We start from the raw sequence: 15,798 nt of genomic DNA on the forward strand, positions 1-15,798 counted from the left end.
CGACGGGGAAGGAGCCTCCGAGATGCACGTCGTTCGCGGCAAGACGATTGAAGTTCTGTTCTCCACCGAGGAGATCGCAAGGCGTAATGAGGAACTTGCCCGCGAGATTGCCGCCGGCCCTTCCGACGACCTGCTGGTGATCGCGATCCTGAAGGGGTCCTTCGTGTTTGCCGCCGACCTCATCCGCGCGCTGCACCACACTGGCCTCGCCCCCGAAGTCGAGTTCATGACGCTGTCGAGCTATGGTACCGGCACTGTCAGCCAGGGTGTTCGCCTCGTGAAGGACATCGACAGCACGGTGAAAGGCCGCGACGTTCTGCTCGTCGACGATATCCTTGAGTCGGGCCGCACGCTGCGCTTTGCGCGCGAGCTGATGCTGGAGCGTGGTGCCGCCAACGTCTCGATCGCGGTGCTGCTCGACAAGCAGAACAAGCGCCAGGAAACGCTGGAAGCCGACTATTCGGGCTTTCACTGCCCGGACAAGTTCGTCGTCGGCTATGGCATGGATGTTGCCTATGCGTTCCGCGAGCTGCCCTTCGTCGGCGTTGTCACGGGTGATGCTTAATCAAGCATAAATGCTGTCGGAACAGCTTGTTAACTACACGTCCCGTCAATTTCCGATGTTTACTTCTCGCTAGGAAGTTCTGGTCATTCTCTCCCTCAACAAAGCCCGTGGAACAACGGGCATGAAATACGGGTTATGAAGACAGAGAGAGCTTGGAAGCGCCATGGCCAGGATTTTGATTACGGAAGATGAGGCTTCGCTGCGTGCCTTCGTGGCACGGGCGTTGCGCCTTGACGGGCACGAAACCGTTGAGGCCGGCGATGGAGCGGAGGGACTGGAGCGGCTTTCCGAAAGCCAGTACGACCTGCTGCTATCCGATGTCCGCATGCCGATCATGGACGGTATCGCTCTTGCCCATGCGGCCGCGAACGACCATCCCGGCATGAAGATCCTGCTGATGACCGGCTTCGCCGAGCAGCGCGAACGCGCCGACGACCTGATGGAAAAGATCGTCGACGTCGTACCGAAGCCCTTTGCCCTGCCGGATATCCGCCGCGCCGTGGCGCGCGCCCTGGCGGCATAAGTCCCTGACTTCAGAATGATCGGTGGCAGGGTTTGCCCCGATGAACGCCGCGGCTTGAGGGCTGCGGCGTTTTGTCTCTGGATTACTGGGCGCTGTAGGCGCCATCGACCAGATGATAGCTGCCGGTCACAAAGGATGCTTCCTCGGCCAGCAGAAAGGCCGTCAGCGCGGCAACTTCCGGCGTCTCGCCAAGCCTGCCGATCGGATGCAGGCTGACAAGCGCATCGCGCGTTTCCTGATCCATCTTCTCCTTGAACAGCGGCGTGTTGATGAAACCCGGGCCGACAGCATTGACGCGGATACCGCGCTTGGAATATTCGAGCGCGGCCGACTTGGTCATGCCGATGATCGCGTGCTTGGAGGCCACATAGGCCGGCGCCGTCGCAAACCCGTTGGTCGCCAGGATCGAAGCCATGTTCACGATCGAACCGCCACCGGATTTCTCGATCGCCTCGAGCTCGTATTTCATGCAGTAGAAGACCGCGTTGAGATCGACATCGATCACCTTCTTCCAGCTGTCGATATCGTGATCGCCGATCGGCAGGGCCGGGCCACCGATACCAGCATTGTTCACGGCGCCGTAAAGGCCGCCAAACGTTTCGACCGCGAACGTCACCATGGCCTTCACCGCTTCGGGATCGCTGACATCGAGCGCAAACGCGGCGGCCTTGCCTCCGGCCTGCTTGACGTCGGCAACGGTTTTCTCGGCATGATCAGCGTTGAGATCGGCAACCACCACATTGGCGCCTTCCTGGGCCAAACGATGGACGCAAGCCTCGCCGATACCGGATGCACCGCCGGTGACGATGATGGTCTTGCTCTCAAATCTGTTGTTCATAACTAACCTCACAAAACGAAAATGGGGCACGTCGCCGTGCCCCCCGGATGAGATTTAGCGCCGGCATTGCGGCTTTTCCACATATTGACGGTTGTCAGTTTTCAGATTGCGGCTCCAGAAGCCGCTCCAGATAGGGCGGTTCGGAAGGCAGCGGGGCCTGCTGGTTGAGGCGCTCGCGGATGGCATCGAGGATTTCGCGGGCGCGCTGGACGGTGATTTCGTCGGGCACCTTCACGTCGTCGCCGAAGTCGAGACCATCCGTTCCCTGATTACGGCCAAGCGGATCGCGGCCCGCCTGGTTGCCCCAGCCGGTCTGGCCATTCGGGCCGGGCTGCCCCTGCCCCGGCTGGCCTTGCCCCGCCATCAGCGAATTCATCATCTGCTGGGCACCATCGCGAAGGGCCTGAAGGGCATTGCCCTGGCCCTCGACAGCGCTGCCGCCATCGCCCTCGCCAAGCGCGCCGGCGGCGCCGTTCATCGCCTCGCCCGCCTCGCCGAAGCCTTCGGATGGCGGCATGCCGAGTTCGGCCAGCTTGTCCTGAAGCTGCTGCAACTCGCCGGCAAGATCCTGCTGCTGCTGCTGCAGGTTCTTGAGCGCTTCGCGCAGCTCCTCGGCGGTCATGTCACGGGGCGCCTTCTGGCCGCCCTCGCCCTGTTGACCTTGCTGTCCCTGCTCACCCTGCTGACCTTGCTCTCCGGGCGGAGGGTCTCCCCATTGCTCGCGATCCTGCAGCTCGCGGTCGAGATTGAAGGTCTCGTTCATCAGTCGCTGCTGCTCCTGAATAAGTTCGCCGAGCTTGTCGACCTGCTGGCGCATTTCGGAGTTCTGCTGGCCGTTCTGAGCCATCGATGACGGCGGCTGAAGGTTGTTCATCATCCGCTGAAGCTCCGACAGAAGCTGCTGGGCCGCATCGCGGTTGCCCGAGCGCGCCAGGTTTTCGAGCTGGTTCAGCATATTGTCCAGATCGCTCTGGCGCAGCGCCTGCTGGTTCGCCGGCATCTGCTGGTCGGACGGCTGCATCTGCTGCGCCATCTCGGAGAGGTAGTTCTGCATCGCATCGCGCAATTCCTGCATCAGCCGGGCGATCTCGGCGTCCGATGCGCCCTCTTCCAGCGCTTTGCTGAGCGCGTCCTGCGCCTCGCGCAGCCGCCGTTCGGCATCGGAGAGCGCACCATCCTCGATGCCGGTCGCGATCTGCCACATGTAGTCTGCGGTATCGCGGAAAGCCGCGTCGTCATAGGCGACCGCCATGCGGGTCTGGGCCGACTTGATCAGCAGGAACTGGGTGATGTCGGGGATAGTCTCCTCGGGCCGCAGCGTCATGGCCCGGCTATATTGCAGCGCTTCCGGCATCCTGCGGCTGTCGAGCGCGAAGATCTGCCGTTGTTCGGCGATGGCCGCAGCCAGCGGATTGTAGAACGGCCGCGCCGGCAGCACCATTTCGAGCGCAGGGCTTTTGCCGATATGGCCGGCCGCATCTTCGGCAACCAGCGTCACCGTCACCTTCGTGCCGGAGAGCGGATGCTCGGTGATGTTGCGGCTGGTGAGCGCCGAATGATCCTTGCTGGCCCGCGAGGGCAGGTTCAGGACAAACTCGGGCAACGGATAGACCGGGCTTGCCGACGGGTCGGCGTCGACAGGTTCGATCTCGGCGCGGGCAGCGGTGGCGCCATAGTCATCGGTCAGCGTGTATTCGATTTCGAGCGCGCCATTGGCGGCAGCCCGTGGCTTGCCCTTGAAGGCGATGACCGGCGCTTCGTCCGGCACGACAGCGATATTCCACTCACCACCCGCCGCCCTCAGCGCACCACTTTGCGAAAGCGTGAACGTGGCGCTGCTTGCAAGCGGACCGGTGGTCTCCTCATCGGGTGCCTGGGCGTCGCCATCAGCCGTTTCGAAGGCGATCGCCTTTTCCGCTCCGTTGCCGGAGAGGCGGACCGTCAGCACCGAGCCTTCCGGAATGTCGGCGATCGCATCCCCGCCATCCTGCTGCAGATAAATGGGCGCCTTGCGTGTGTAGGCCGGCGGCGAGATCCAGGCGTCGAAGCGCAACGCCACCGTCGTCTCGGGCTCTTCGGCCGGCGGCAAGAAGGCATCGGCCATGCGGCCCGAACCGGACGAGCCGGCATAGCAGAAGGCGACAAAGATCAGCAGCACGGGAACCGCGCGCAGGCCGTAAGGATCGGCACCGGCAAAATCCGGCGCCGGCCAGCCGCTATCCAGACTATCGAGGTCCCGCGACATGCGCGCCTGATGCGCGCGCCAGAGCGCCAGCGCCTCGGGCGTTTCATGCGCGGGCCGATCGGCGCGCACCGAGATTGCCTGATGGGCAAGAGCGTTCTTTGCTTCCACCCGCCGCTCCGCCGCAGCAAGGCTCGGAAAACGCAGGTGCCGCAGCGGCCACAGGCTGACGACAAAACCCGCGGCCAGAATGACCAGCAACGTCAGGCGCAACGCGTAAGGCAGGATATGGAAGACGCCGAACCAGGAAAGCGAGACGAAAAGCAAAACGACGCAGACGGGCCAAAGCCCCAGCGTCAGCAACCGCTCGACAAACAGGCTCGCACGCGCCAGCGCGACCTTGCGCCGGATGCGCCCGGTCAACGCGCTTTCGCGCCGGTCATGGTTGCTCGCATCGTGTCCGATCATCAACCCGTCTGTTGGCTTGAACCTCGTTCGTCAAGGATAGCATGCTTTGTGTCGATAGCGAGGTGAAGTACCAAATTCGGCCTTCACGAAAGTGTGCGGCTATAGCCAATCCGGCAGGGAATCGAGGCCGATCAGTTCCTCATAGCTTCCACGCGGGCGCACAACATGGAACTGGTCGCCATCGACCAGCACTTCCGGCACCAGAAGCCGGGTGTTGTAGGTGCCGGCCTGGACCGCGCCGTAAGCGCCCGCGGTCATCACCGCGATCAGATCGCCCGGTTCGGGACGCGGCATTTCCCTGGCGAGCGCCAGATAATCGCCAGTCTCGCAAACCGGACCGACGACATCGGCGGTGATGCGCGCCGCCGACGGCTTCAGCGTGACCGGGCGAATATCGTGATAGGCGTCGTAGAGCGTCGGGCGGACGAGATCGTTCATCGCGCCGTCGACGATCACGAAACTTCGCGCTTCGGCGTCCTTCACATAGATGACTTCGGTGACGAAGATGCCGGCATTGCCGGCGATCATCCGGCCGGGTTCGGCAACGATCCGGCAATCGAGACCGGCCAGTTCCTCGCGGATGACGGCGGCATAGGCCAGCGGCTCCGGCGGCGGATTGTTGTTGAATTCGTAGGGAATGCCGAGCCCGCCGCCGACATCGACATGGTCGATAGCGTGGCCGGCCGCGCGCAGCTCGGTCACCAGCGTCTTCATCAACCGGAAAGCATCGCGGAAGGGCGAAAGCTCGGTGATCTGGCTGCCGATATGCATGTCGATGCCGGTCACGCGGATGCCGGGCAGTTCGGCCGCGTGCGCATAAACATCGTGCGCACGGGCGAAGGCGATGCCGAACTTGTTTTCCTTCTTGCCGGTCGAAATCTTGGCATGGGTCTTCGCATCCACATCCGGATTGATGCGGAAGGAGACCGGCGCCGTCAGCCCCTTGGCCACGGCCCGTGCATTCAGCACCTCAAGCTCGGGCTCCGATTCGATGTTGAAGCAGTAGATGCCGGCATCGAGCGCGAAGTCGATCTCGCGCACGGTCTTGCCAACTCCGGAAAACACGATCTTTTCGGCCGGCACGCCGGCGGCAAGCGCGCGCCGCAGCTCGCCCTCCGAAACCACATCCATACCGGCGCCGAGCTTGGCCAGCGTCTTCAGCACCGCCTGGTTGGAATTGGCCTTCACCGCGTAGCAGACGAGCGCGTCCGTGCCAGCGAAGGCCTCCGCGAAGACCTTGTAGTGCCGGGTGAAGGTGGCCGTGGAATAGCAATAGAACGGTGTTCCGACCGCAGCGGCAATCGCCGGGATGGAAACGGATTCGGCGTGGAGCACGCCATCGCGATATTCGAAATGGTTCACGGAAAAAGCCTCGGGCCTACTGGATCAATGCGTCGAGGAAAAAGGAATCACCCTCGTCCTGCCCCTGCGCGGCCGGTCCGAGCTCGATGCTGCGGCCGGTGCCATCAAGCACGACGGGTTTGTCGTTCGGCGCGACCTCGATGTCCTGCTGCTGCGCATTGGCCGCCTGCTGCTTTGCCGTTTCCGGCGGCAGTTCCAGCGGTCCCTTGCGGCCGCAGCCCGAAAGCGCGAGCGCACCGAGCATCAAGGCGATAACCGCGATCGTGAATTTTCTCATTGCATGCCCCGGACAATCTGGCGCCGGAAAGTCCGGAACGCCCTTCGCCCATTCTGATAGCGGAACATATTCCGCTTGTGCACCCCAAATTTGCCGATTGGCTGCAAGGAAGCAGGCGGAATTCATTCCTCGTAGGAAAGCTCAAGCCGTCGTTCGATGCGGTCGAGGCGCGCATAGATGCTGGCCTGCTGGCTGTCACGGTTGAGGTCGCTTTGAACAAGCGCTGCGACATGGGCCATCACGGCACGGAGCTCATCGCGAATTTCGCGACGCTCCTCGCGCGCCCTTCCTGCATCGACATGGAGGGCCTGCAGATGCTCCAGAATGAGTTCATTGGTGACATTCTCCGCCATCGCGGTGCCTCCCGCAGGTTCCGCTCAAGAATCGGACGGAAGGGCAAAACTGTCAATGCGGTGTTTTTCGGGGTCGGCGGGTGAAGCCGGCGTGCTCAGTTGCGCGCCTTCCACCAGGCAATCTGCTTCCGGACCTCATCCGGCGCCGTGCCGCCGAAACTCTTGCGGCTGGCGACGGAGGCCTCCACCGTCAGCACGTCGAAAATGCCTTCGGTGATCGCCGGATTGATGCCCTGAAGTTCTTCCAGCGAAAGTTCGGCAAGGTCGCAGCCCTTCTTTTCGGCAAGCGCCACGGCGGCACCCGTCGCATGATGGGCATCGCGGAAGGGCAGGCCCGCCTCGCGCACCAGCCAGTCGGCAAGGTCCGTCGCGGTGGAAAATCCGGAACCGGCGGCAGCCTTCATCGAGGCGACGTTGACGGTGAGGTCGCCGACCATGCCGGTCATCGCCGCGATCGCAAGCTCCAGGCTCTTCGCCGCATCGAAGACCTGTTCCTTGTCTTCCTGCATGTCCTTGGAATAGGCGAGCGGCAGGCCCTTCATCACCGTCAGAAGCGCTACCAGCGAGCCGTTGATGCGGCCGGTCTTGGCGCGCACCAGTTCCGCCGCATCCGGATTCTTCTTCTGCGGCATGATCGAGGAGCCGGTCGAAAAACTGTCGGAAAGCCGCACGAAATTGAACTGCGGCGTCGACCAAATGACGATTTCCTCGGCGAGCCGCGAAAGATGCGTCGCGCAGATTGAGGCAATCGACAGGAACTCCAGCGCGAAATCGCGGTCGGAGACCGTGTCGATGGAATTGCGCGTCGGCCCTCCGGAAAAGCCGAGCGCCTTCGCCGTCATGTGCCGGTCGATAGCAAAGCCGGTGCCCGCGAGCGCCGCGGCGCCGATCGGGCTTTCGTCCAGATGCTCGATAGCGTGGCGCACGCGGCTCCGGTCGCGGCCGAACATCTCGACATAGGCCATGCAGTGGTGGCCGAAGGTGACGGGCTGGGCGGTCTGGAGATGGGTGAAGCCAGGCATGACGGTATCGGCATGCTCTTCCGCGCGCGTCAGGAACACGCCGATCAGCCGGGTGAGTGCCGCCTCGGTGCGCTGTAATTCCTTCTTCACCCACAGGCGGAAGTCGAGCGCTACCTGATCGTTGCGCGAGCGGGCGGTATGGAGCCTTCCGGCGGCCGGGCCGATCAATTCGCGCAGCCGGCTTTCGATATTCATGTGAATATCCTCAAGCTGGCGCGAGAAGGTGAATTCGCCCGCCTCGATCTCACGGCGAATTGTCTTCAGACCCTCGATAATTGAGACGACATCCTCTTTCGAAATGATGCCTTTTTCGGCAAGCATGGTGGCGTGCGCGATCGAGCCGTCGATATCCTCGTTATAGAGCGCCTTGTCGAAATCGATGGAGGCATTTATTTCCTCCATGATCGCATCGGGACCGGAGGCGAAACGGCCGCCCCACATCTTGTTCGAGGTCTTGGTATCAGACATGAATAGCCTATCTGGAGAATGACATGACCGAGAAGCGCCGTAAAAGCCCCGTCTCCGCCAAACTGGTTCTGATCGCGCTTGCCGCTGGCCTGATTGCCGGCGCCGTGGCGGTATACGTGAAAAACGCCGTTTCTGGCAATGGTGCGGGTGCGATCGCCGATGCCGGCCAATGCCAATCGGCTGTCGAGACCGCCGAAAAGCTCAAACCGCTCGCCGCCGGCGAGGTCGCCGCCTTTGTGCCCGCCGAAAAACCGCGCCCGATGCAGAACCTTTCCTTCCGCAATATCGACGGCGAGACGACGCTTGAAAGCCTCAAGGGCAAGACAGTGCTGATGAACCTGTGGGCGACATGGTGCATCCCCTGCCGCGAGGAAATGCCGGCGCTCGAAGCGCTTCAAGCCGAGATGGGCAGCGACAATTTCGAGGTCGTCGCCGTCAACATCGATACCGGCTCGGACGAAAAACCCGTCCGCTTCATGGACGACATCGGCATCACCAACCTCGCCTTCTACCGCGACGAAACGATGAATACGTTCAATACCCTGAAAAAGGACGGCCTCGTCTTCGGCCTGCCGGCGACGATGCTGATCGACGAAAACGGCTGTCTGCTGGGCTCGATGAACGGCCCGGCTGAATGGGCAAGCGAGGATGCGAAGGCGCTGGTGGGGGCGGCTGTCGGGGGGTGACGGCGAGACTTCTTGCCTGTTCATCCGCGGGATCATTTCCCCTTCGCCGCCAACAGCTCGCCGGGGACAGCAAGCCCCGGCGATCATTTTTTTGAGAATAAGCGCCTTCAGAAAACGATCACGGCTCGGCCGCGCATGCCGCCGGCCATTGTCAGGCGCTGTGCCTCGGCGACACGCTCCGGCGAAAATTCGCCGTAGACACCGGGCGCGATGACACCCTTGTCCACCGCATCGGCCAGCTTCTCGAGCCATTCGGTGCGCTCGAATACGTCCGGCACCATAACCGGCTTGATCCGGATGCGGGCCTCGCTTTCGGGATCGGACCAGCCGCGGACGGGGATGTAGACGCCGCCGTCGCGGATCGCCGGGAAACTGCTTTCGCCCAGCAGGGCCGTATCGAGAAGGGCGTCGACGCCCTCAGGAAATTCCTTCAGAACGGCCCCGGCAAAATCGGAACCGCGCGGAACGACCACGTCAGCACCCAGGCCGGCGACCTTGTCCATTTCCTCGATTTTGGCATCCGCAATCACCCTGAGCCCCTGTTCCTTGGCAAAGGCGATTGCAAAGCCGGCCATATACCCGGCGCCTCCGCTGACCGCGAAGACCTGGCCAGGCTTCAACCCGGCAATTTCCAACGCGTAAAGAGCGGTCAGTCCGTTCATCGGAAGGGTGGAAGCCTCGACAAGGCTCGCCGTTTTCGGCCTGGCAACCACGGAAGCGGCCGGGACGACGACGTAAGATGCCTGGCCACCGCCATCCTCGCGAACGGGCAGCACCGCCGCCATGACCTCGTCACCGACAGCCAGCCGGGTAACATCAGGTCCCACCGATTCCACGGTACCCGCCAAATCCATACCCGGCGTCACGGGCCTGAAAGGTGCCGGGCCGCCGGTCTTGCGCAAAAGCACATCGGTGGGGCTGACCGCGGCGGCTGCGACCTTGACGCGCACTTCGCCTGATTTCGGCGCGCGCACCACGCGCTCCGCGATCGAGATGACCTCCTCGCCACCGGGGCCCGTATAGGTAACGGCCCTGGCGCGTATCGTCGCGTTTTCGGAAGAAGAGCTCATGTTTCGTCTCCATGAATGTTGGATCTAGCGTTGGTTACAGCCTCACAGACGACCTGAAAAATGGAGCTTGCGGGACCATTGCGACGCGCCCGCTGAAATCTGGACAGCCCAATACGCCGCGATGACAGCCGCGCTCGAAATGAATTGTATTCCGCAGGCTGCGCATGAATTCGCTGTTTGGCAATGCGCGCACCGACGACGTGAAGGCCACCGCGATCTGCGGTGGCCTTGTCTTGGGTGATTGCGGCAAAGCCGGGATCGCCCCGTCAGGCGAGGTGTTCGTCAAAGAAGGCCTGCAGCTTGTCGAAGGGGATGATGTCGGTCTGGTCGTAGAGGTCGACATGATCGGCCCCTTCGATGATCATCAGCTCCTTCGGCTCCGCTGCCGCGGCATAGGCGTCCTCGCTGAAATAACGCGAATGCGCCTCGGAGCCCGCGATCACCAGCATCGGGCGCGGCGAGATCTCATCGACATAGGTCAACAGCGGCATGTTCATGAACGACAGCGGATTGGTCACGGTCCAGCCGGCGTTCGAATTCACAGACCGCTTGTGATAGCCGCGATCCGTCTTGTAGTAGCCGTAATACATCCGGGTGACCGGATCTTCGATCCCGTCGAGGCTATCGGGCAGCCCACCGGCCAATGCCGGCTCGCCGCTTTCGGCGTCTTCCCAGCGCTGATAGCTCATCTGCTGCAGACCTGCGGCGCGTTGATCGTCGGTCAGGGCATCGTAATAGCCCTTCGCCATCACGCGTGACATGTCGTACATGCTGGTGGTGGCAACAGCCTTGACGCGCTTGTCGGCCGCAACAGCGTTCAGCGCCATGCCGCCGAAGCCGCAAATGCCGATGATGCCGATGCGTTCGCGGTCGACATTGTCATGCAGGCCGAGGAAATCGATCGCCGCCATGAAATCTTCGGTGTTGATGTCCGGAGAGGCGACGCTGCGCGGTTCGCCGCCGCTTTCACCCACATAGGACGGGTCGAAGGCAAGCGTGATGAAACCGCGTTCGGCCATGGTCTGGGCGTAAAGTCCGGCGGCCTGTTCCTTGACCGCACCGAACGGGCCGGCAACGGCGATGGCCGGAAGCGAGCCGTCGGCTGTATCCTTCGGCGTGTAGAGGTCACCGACGAGCGTGATACCGTAGCGGTTGGTGAAGGTTACCTTCTTGTGGTCGACATTGTCGCTCTTGGGAAAGGTCTTGTCCCATTCGCTGGTTATGTCCATCGTCTGGGCCGATGCAGGGGCAGCGGCAAAGGACGCTGCGCCGACAGCAACGGCGCCGACACCGGCGACCTTCAGCAGGTTACGACGGCCGGTATTGGTAGTGCCGTCGCGCTCGACGGCATTCGTGGCTTTGGTTTGCACTGGCAAAGCAGGTCTCCTGAATGATTCTGGTCACACCAGGTAGATGGAGACGATCACTGCCAGAAACTATCACCTTTCCCGCGATGACAAAGATGAAGGAAACTCATAAATCTCGCACGCCTGCCCGATCGGGCATATGAACAGCACGCGCTGCCACCAGCTTTTCGGCGGGGAGATCACCCAATCCGTGCGCCCTTTTCGTCAAGCACCGGCTCGCCGTCTTCCTTGGTAAAAGCCCCCTTGAAGGCATCGGCCGGCAGAATGTCGAGGACGACTTCGGAGGGGCGCGACAGGCGGGTGCCGAGTGGAGTGACCACGAACGGCCGGTTGATCAGGATCGGATGCTCCAGCATCGCATCGAGAAGCTGATCGTCGCCAAGCGCCTCGTCATCGAGGCCAAGTTCGGCATAGGGCGTGCCCTTCTTCCGGATCGCCTCGCGCACGGTTAGTCCGGCATCGGCGATCATCCTGACGAGCGTTTCACGCGTCGGCGGGGCCTTCAGGTATTCGATGACATTCGGCTCGATGCCGGCATGGCGGATCAGTGCCAGCGTGTTGCGCGAGGTGCCGCAGGCGGGGTTGTGATAGATGGTGACGTCCATGGTTCAGGCCTTTTCGCTTGCGGTTTCGGAGACACGACGCACCGCCGCGCCGCGCTCGTACCAGCCCTTCGAGCGGTTCACGATGGCGACGACGGAAAGCATGACCGGCACTTCGATGAGCACGCCGACGACCGTGGCAAGGGCCGCCCCCGAATTGAAGCCGAACAGGCTGATGGCGGCGGCCACCGCCAGTTCGAAGAAGTTCGACGCGCCGATCAGCGCCGAGGGTCCGGCAACGCAATGCGCCTCGCCGGTCGCCCGGTTCAGCAGATAGGCAAGACCGGAATTGAAATAGACCTGGATCAGGATCGGCACCGCCAGAAGCGCGATCACCGCCGGCTGGGCGATGATCTGCTCGCCCTGAAAGCCGAACAGCAGCACAAGTGTGGCCAGAAGCGCTACCAGCGACACCGGCTGAATGCGGGCAAGAAGCGCCTGAAGCCGCGACGTGTCGTCACCGGAAATCAGCGCCTTGCGGATCACCTGCGCGATGATCACGGGGATGACGATATAGAGCACGACGGAGAGCACCAGCGTGTTCCACGGCACGGTGATCGCCGAAAGGCCGAGCAGCAGCGCCACGACCGGCGCGAAAGCGACCACCATGATCGCATCGTTCAGCGCCACCTGCGACAGGGTGAAATGCGGCTCGCCCCTGGTCAGGTTCGACCAGACGAATACCATCGCCGTGCAGGGGGCCGCCGCCAGAATGATGAGGCCGGCAATATAGGAGCTGATCTGGTCCGCCGGCAGAAGCGGGCGGAACAGATACCCGATGAAAAGCCAACCGAGCAGCGCCATCGAAAACGGCTTCACCGCCCAGTTGACGAACAGCGTGACGCCGATGCCGCGCCAGTGGCGGCCGACCTCGGAGAGCGCCGAGAAGTCGATCTTCAGCAGCATAGGGATGATCATCAGCCAGATCAGCACCGCGACCGGCAGATTGACATTGGCGACTTCCAGCGCGCCGACGGCGTGAAAGGCGCCGGGTATCGTATGGCCGAGCGCCACGCCGGCGACGATGCAGAGCGCGACCCAGAGGGTCAGGTAGCGTTCGAACAGCGACATTCATCATTCTCCTGGGCCGGCTGACATCCGGCGGTAAGCGCATCAATCAGCGGCGCGCAGAGCCCGGCATTGCCGCCGCAGCAATCCTCGAGCAGATACATGACAAGGCGACGAAAGCCTTCGAGATCGGCCCGATAGAGGATTGACCGCCCCTGCCGTTCTGAGGTCAGCAGGCCGGCATTGCTCATGATCGAGAGATGCGCCGACATCGTGTTTTGCGGCACGCCGAGCGCCCGTGCCAGCTCCCCGGCCGCCACCGGCTCCGGCTCGCGCGAAATCAGCAACCGGAAACACTGAAGGCGCGTCGGCTGCGCAAGGGCGCCGAGCGCCGCGATGGTCAAAGAATCATCCATATATCTAGAATAATGGATATTTATTTCACGTCAATCCATCTTTCCATTGTGCCGCAACGGAGGTCCTGCCTGATCCCCTCTTCGCGACATTTTCCCACCTTCGCTGGCGGACAAAACATCAACACACAGTCATTCTGCGCAAATTTTAGGCAGCAAATGTTTCCGCACAAATTTCGATCTTTTGATTGACGTATTGCGATTTTGATTCTTATATCTCGTGGCATCTCAAAAATATCCTTTGAGAAATATCACATTAAATCAAACGGGGAACATATATGCGTAAATCAATCATTGCACTCTCCAGCCTGCTTGCAATTTCAAGTTTTGTCGCGCCGAGCGTTCAGGCTCAGGACTACAGCGGATCGGTCGCCGCCATTAAGTCCGCCGGCACGCTCAGGAACTGTATCGACCCTTCATATCAGCCTGAAATCTACCTTAAGGACGGCAAGCCCGCAGGCCTTGCCGCCGACCTTGCAGAGGCGATGGCCGCATCTCTCGGTGTCTCGGTAACCTATATCCAGTCCGATTTTCCGGGCCTGATTGCGGGCCTGCAGGCTGACAAGTGCGACATCGCGCTTTCCGGCGTCACCGCCCGCGCCAAGCGCGCCGAATCCGCAACCTTCGCCAAGACCTATCTCCTGCTGGTGCTCGGCCTTGCCGTTCGTGACGACGAGACCCGCTCGACCCTGGAAGAGTTCAACACCGCCGAGACCAAGATCTGCGTCGTTGAAGGCACCTCGTTCGAGGCCGCCATGCGGCTCTCCTTCCCCGAAGCCGAGACCGTTGCGCTTCAGGACGTGAACTCCTGCTTCCTGCAGCTCGCCACCGGCAAGGTTGACGGCTACATCGTCGACAATTCGACCGGCGCGACCTACAGCTCCCGCCATCCCGACCAGATCAAGATGGAGTTCATCGAAAACGGCGGCCTGCAGTCCGTGCCGAGCGCGATCGCCGTGCGTTACGGCGACACCGAGTTCCGCGACTGGGTCAACGTCTTCCTCGCCGAATTCATCGATGCCGGTTCCTACACGGAGCTTTACGAGAAGAACTACGGCTCCATGCCCGACATCCAGCAGCTGAAGATCGCGCGCGGCGCGTTCTGATGATGTCGAAGGTCCACAAGCACATTGGTGAGGGCGCTGGCGCGCCCTTCCTCTCTGTCAGGAATCTGTCCAAGAGTTTCGGCATCGTCAAAGTGCTGAACGATGTCTCGCTTGATGTGCACAAAGGCGAGGTCGTCGTGCTTCTCGGCCGCAGCGGTTCCGGCAAGAGCACCGTTCTCCGCTGCATCGCAGGCCTTGAACCGATTGATGGCGGTGACATTACACTGCAGGGCATGACCGCCCGAAAGCCATCCGATCTCCACGGACGTGTCGGGTTCGTTTTCCAGCAATTCAACCTGTTTCCACATCTGACCGCCCTTGAGAACGTCGCCCTGGGCCTGAAGTGGGTGAAGAAGATGGAGAGGTCCGCCGCACGGAAACTTGCGGAGGCCGCGCTTGGCGATGTCGGGCTTGGCGAACACCTCAACAAGAAGCCGGCGAACCTTTCCGGCGGGCAGCAACAGCGTGTTGCCATTGCCCGCTCCGTGGTGATGGAACCCCAGGTAATGCTCTTCGACGAGGCGACATCCGCCCTCGACAGGGAACTGGTCGCCGAAGTTCTGGTGGCCATTCGCCGGCTCGCCGAACAAGGGATGACGATGCTTCTGGTCACCCACGAGCTGCACTTCGCCGAAAAGGTCGCCGACCGGATCATCTTCATGCACCAGGGAGAAATCGTCGAGAACGGCCCCACAGATCAGGTTCTGTCCAATCCCGCCAATCCCAACTTCCGGAAGTTTCTGGGAGCCCTCAAGGCGCCCGAAGAAATCGATGAGGACGAGTCATGAACTATAATTTTGACTGGTCCGCCGTCACCAGCAACGCCACCCTGATCCTTGCCGCACTCGGCATGACCTTCAAGGTTTCGATCGTTGCCGAGATTCTGGCTTTGATCCTTGGGCTGATCGTGGCCCTGGCACGCGTGCAGCCGCTTTCGCTGTTTCGCGCACCGGCGATCGCGTTCATCGAGCTGTTCCGGTCCGTGCCGCTGCTTGTGCTGCTGATCTGGATCTACTACGGCCTGCCGATCGTCGCCAATCTCGATATCTCGCCCTTTACCGCCGGCGTCGTCGGCCTGGGCCTGCTTTACGGTGCCAACATCGCCGAGGTCTTTCGTTCCGGCCTGCAGGCGGTCGCGAAGGGGCAACGCGAAGCCGCCATGACGTTGGGCTTCAGCAGATCGAAGACCGCAATCCTGATAACCATTCCGCAAGCGACCCGCATCGTCGCCCCTGCCCTGGCGAACACTTACGTCAGTATGATGAAGGACGCCACGCTCGTCTCGGTGGTGGGGCTGGTCGAAGTCATGCGCATGGCACAGACCGTCGTGGCGGAAACCTTTCGCCCGTTCGAAGTCTACACATTCGTCGCACTCATCTACCTCGTTCTGACGATCGCACTCGGTCGCGTCGTCGACTATCTGGAGTACCGCAACACATGAGTAAAATTGAAGATCGCCTTGCCGAACTCGGCCTCGAGCTTCCGGAC

The 15,798-nt window shown here is 61.8% G+C and carries 17 protein-coding genes; 6 read left to right on the forward strand and 11 right to left on the reverse strand.

Translation table 11 applies throughout. The features are described from left to right. The first annotated feature begins 22 nt into the window (after positions 1–22). A complete protein-coding gene (gene hpt / locus TM49_RS20395) occupies positions 23–565 on the forward strand; it encodes a hypoxanthine phosphoribosyltransferase (protein WP_045683921.1) in 543 nt (180 codons plus the stop codon). Between the two features lie 163 nt (positions 566–728). Then, positions 729–1,088 (forward strand): response regulator, encoded by a 360-nt coding sequence (locus TM49_RS20400; protein ID WP_045683923.1) that lies wholly within the window; start codon positions 729–731, stop codon positions 1,086–1,088. Positions 1,089–1,170: 82 nt separating this feature from the next. On the opposite strand, the gene TM49_RS20405 is transcribed toward TM49_RS20400, so the two are convergent. The 6 genes from TM49_RS20405 to argH form a co-directional block, all read right to left on the reverse strand. After that, positions 1,171–1,926, reverse strand: a complete 756-nt coding sequence (locus TM49_RS20405; protein ID WP_045683924.1) for an SDR family NAD(P)-dependent oxidoreductase — start codon at positions 1,924–1,926, stop codon at positions 1,171–1,173. A gap of 94 nt (positions 1,927–2,020) precedes the next feature. Continuing rightward, on the reverse strand, positions 2,021–4,576 hold the full coding sequence (locus TM49_RS20410; protein WP_052699968.1) for a TIGR02302 family protein: 2,556 nt from the start codon (positions 4,574–4,576) through the stop codon (positions 2,021–2,023). A 99-nt stretch (positions 4,577–4,675) separates the two neighbouring features. Continuing rightward, positions 4,676–5,938, reverse strand: coding sequence for a diaminopimelate decarboxylase (gene lysA / locus TM49_RS20415; RefSeq protein ID WP_045683926.1), 1,263 nt, complete (start codon positions 5,936–5,938; stop codon positions 4,676–4,678). Between the two features lie 16 nt (positions 5,939–5,954). Continuing rightward, a complete protein-coding gene (gene lptM / locus TM49_RS20420; protein ID WP_045683928.1) occupies positions 5,955–6,215 on the reverse strand; it encodes an LPS translocon maturation chaperone LptM in 261 nt (86 codons plus the stop codon). 122 nt (positions 6,216–6,337) lie between these two features. Further along, the gene (locus TM49_RS23545) at positions 6,338–6,568 is read right to left on the reverse strand and encodes a hypothetical protein (protein ID WP_144409631.1); all 231 of its coding nucleotides are present in this window, start codon (positions 6,566–6,568) and stop codon (positions 6,338–6,340) included. 95 nt (positions 6,569–6,663) lie between these two features. After that, complete coding sequence (argH, locus tag TM49_RS20430; RefSeq protein WP_045683933.1) at positions 6,664–8,058, reverse strand: argininosuccinate lyase; 1,395 nt, start codon at positions 8,056–8,058, stop codon at positions 6,664–6,666. Positions 8,059–8,081: 23 nt separating this feature from the next. On the opposite strand from argH, the gene tlpA reads away from it, so the two are divergent. After that, positions 8,082–8,744: a thiol:disulfide interchange protein TlpA gene (tlpA, locus tag TM49_RS20435; RefSeq protein ID WP_045683934.1), complete on the forward strand. Its 663-nt coding sequence runs from the start codon at positions 8,082–8,084 to the stop codon at positions 8,742–8,744. Between the two features lie 107 nt (positions 8,745–8,851). Here the strand turns inward: tlpA and TM49_RS20440 are convergent, their stop codons facing one another. From TM49_RS20440 to TM49_RS20460, 5 genes are all read right to left on the reverse strand, one after another. Beyond that, positions 8,852–9,814, reverse strand: coding sequence for a quinone oxidoreductase family protein (locus tag TM49_RS20440; RefSeq protein ID WP_052699969.1), 963 nt, complete (start codon positions 9,812–9,814; stop codon positions 8,852–8,854). A gap of 266 nt (positions 9,815–10,080) precedes the next feature. Continuing rightward, complete coding sequence (locus TM49_RS20445; protein ID WP_045683936.1) at positions 10,081–11,190, reverse strand: alpha/beta hydrolase; 1,110 nt, start codon at positions 11,188–11,190, stop codon at positions 10,081–10,083. Positions 11,191–11,360: 170 nt separating this feature from the next. Next, a complete protein-coding gene (gene arsC, locus TM49_RS20450) occupies positions 11,361–11,786 on the reverse strand; it encodes an arsenate reductase (glutaredoxin) (protein ID WP_045683938.1) in 426 nt (141 codons plus the stop codon). Positions 11,787–11,789: 3 nt separating this feature from the next. Next, positions 11,790–12,854: an ACR3 family arsenite efflux transporter gene (gene arsB, locus TM49_RS20455; protein ID WP_045683939.1), complete on the reverse strand. Its 1,065-nt coding sequence runs from the start codon at positions 12,852–12,854 to the stop codon at positions 11,790–11,792. Beyond that, entirely contained in the window at positions 12,830–13,207 is a 378-nt protein-coding gene (locus TM49_RS20460; RefSeq protein WP_045683940.1) for an ArsR/SmtB family transcription factor, read from the reverse strand. The genes arsB and TM49_RS20460 overlap by 25 nt, the downstream gene beginning before the upstream one ends. Positions 13,208–13,482: 275 nt before the next feature. Between TM49_RS20460 and TM49_RS20465 the strand changes: the two genes are divergently transcribed. Genes TM49_RS20465 through TM49_RS20475 form a run of 3 tightly spaced genes read left to right on the forward strand, consistent with a single transcriptional unit; the run spans position 13,483 to position 15,751 of the window. Continuing rightward, positions 13,483–14,310 carry a substrate-binding periplasmic protein gene (locus TM49_RS20465; RefSeq protein ID WP_045683941.1) on the forward strand — a complete coding sequence of 276 codons (828 nt, stop codon included), beginning with the start codon at positions 13,483–13,485 and terminating at the stop codon, positions 14,308–14,310. After that, on the forward strand, positions 14,310–15,098 hold the full coding sequence (locus tag TM49_RS20470) for an amino acid ABC transporter ATP-binding protein (RefSeq protein ID WP_179945009.1): 789 nt from the start codon (positions 14,310–14,312) through the stop codon (positions 15,096–15,098). Before TM49_RS20465 ends, TM49_RS20470 begins: the two co-directional genes overlap by 1 nt. Then, positions 15,095–15,751: an amino acid ABC transporter permease gene (locus tag TM49_RS20475; RefSeq protein WP_045683942.1), complete on the forward strand. Its 657-nt coding sequence runs from the start codon at positions 15,095–15,097 to the stop codon at positions 15,749–15,751. The genes TM49_RS20470 and TM49_RS20475 overlap by 4 nt, the downstream gene beginning before the upstream one ends. The last annotated feature ends 47 nt before the right edge of the window (positions 15,752–15,798 follow it).

Origin of the sequence: Martelella endophytica (genome assembly GCF_000960975.1) — a bacterium.
GTDB lineage: Bacteria > Pseudomonadota > Alphaproteobacteria > Rhizobiales > Rhizobiaceae > Martelella > Martelella endophytica.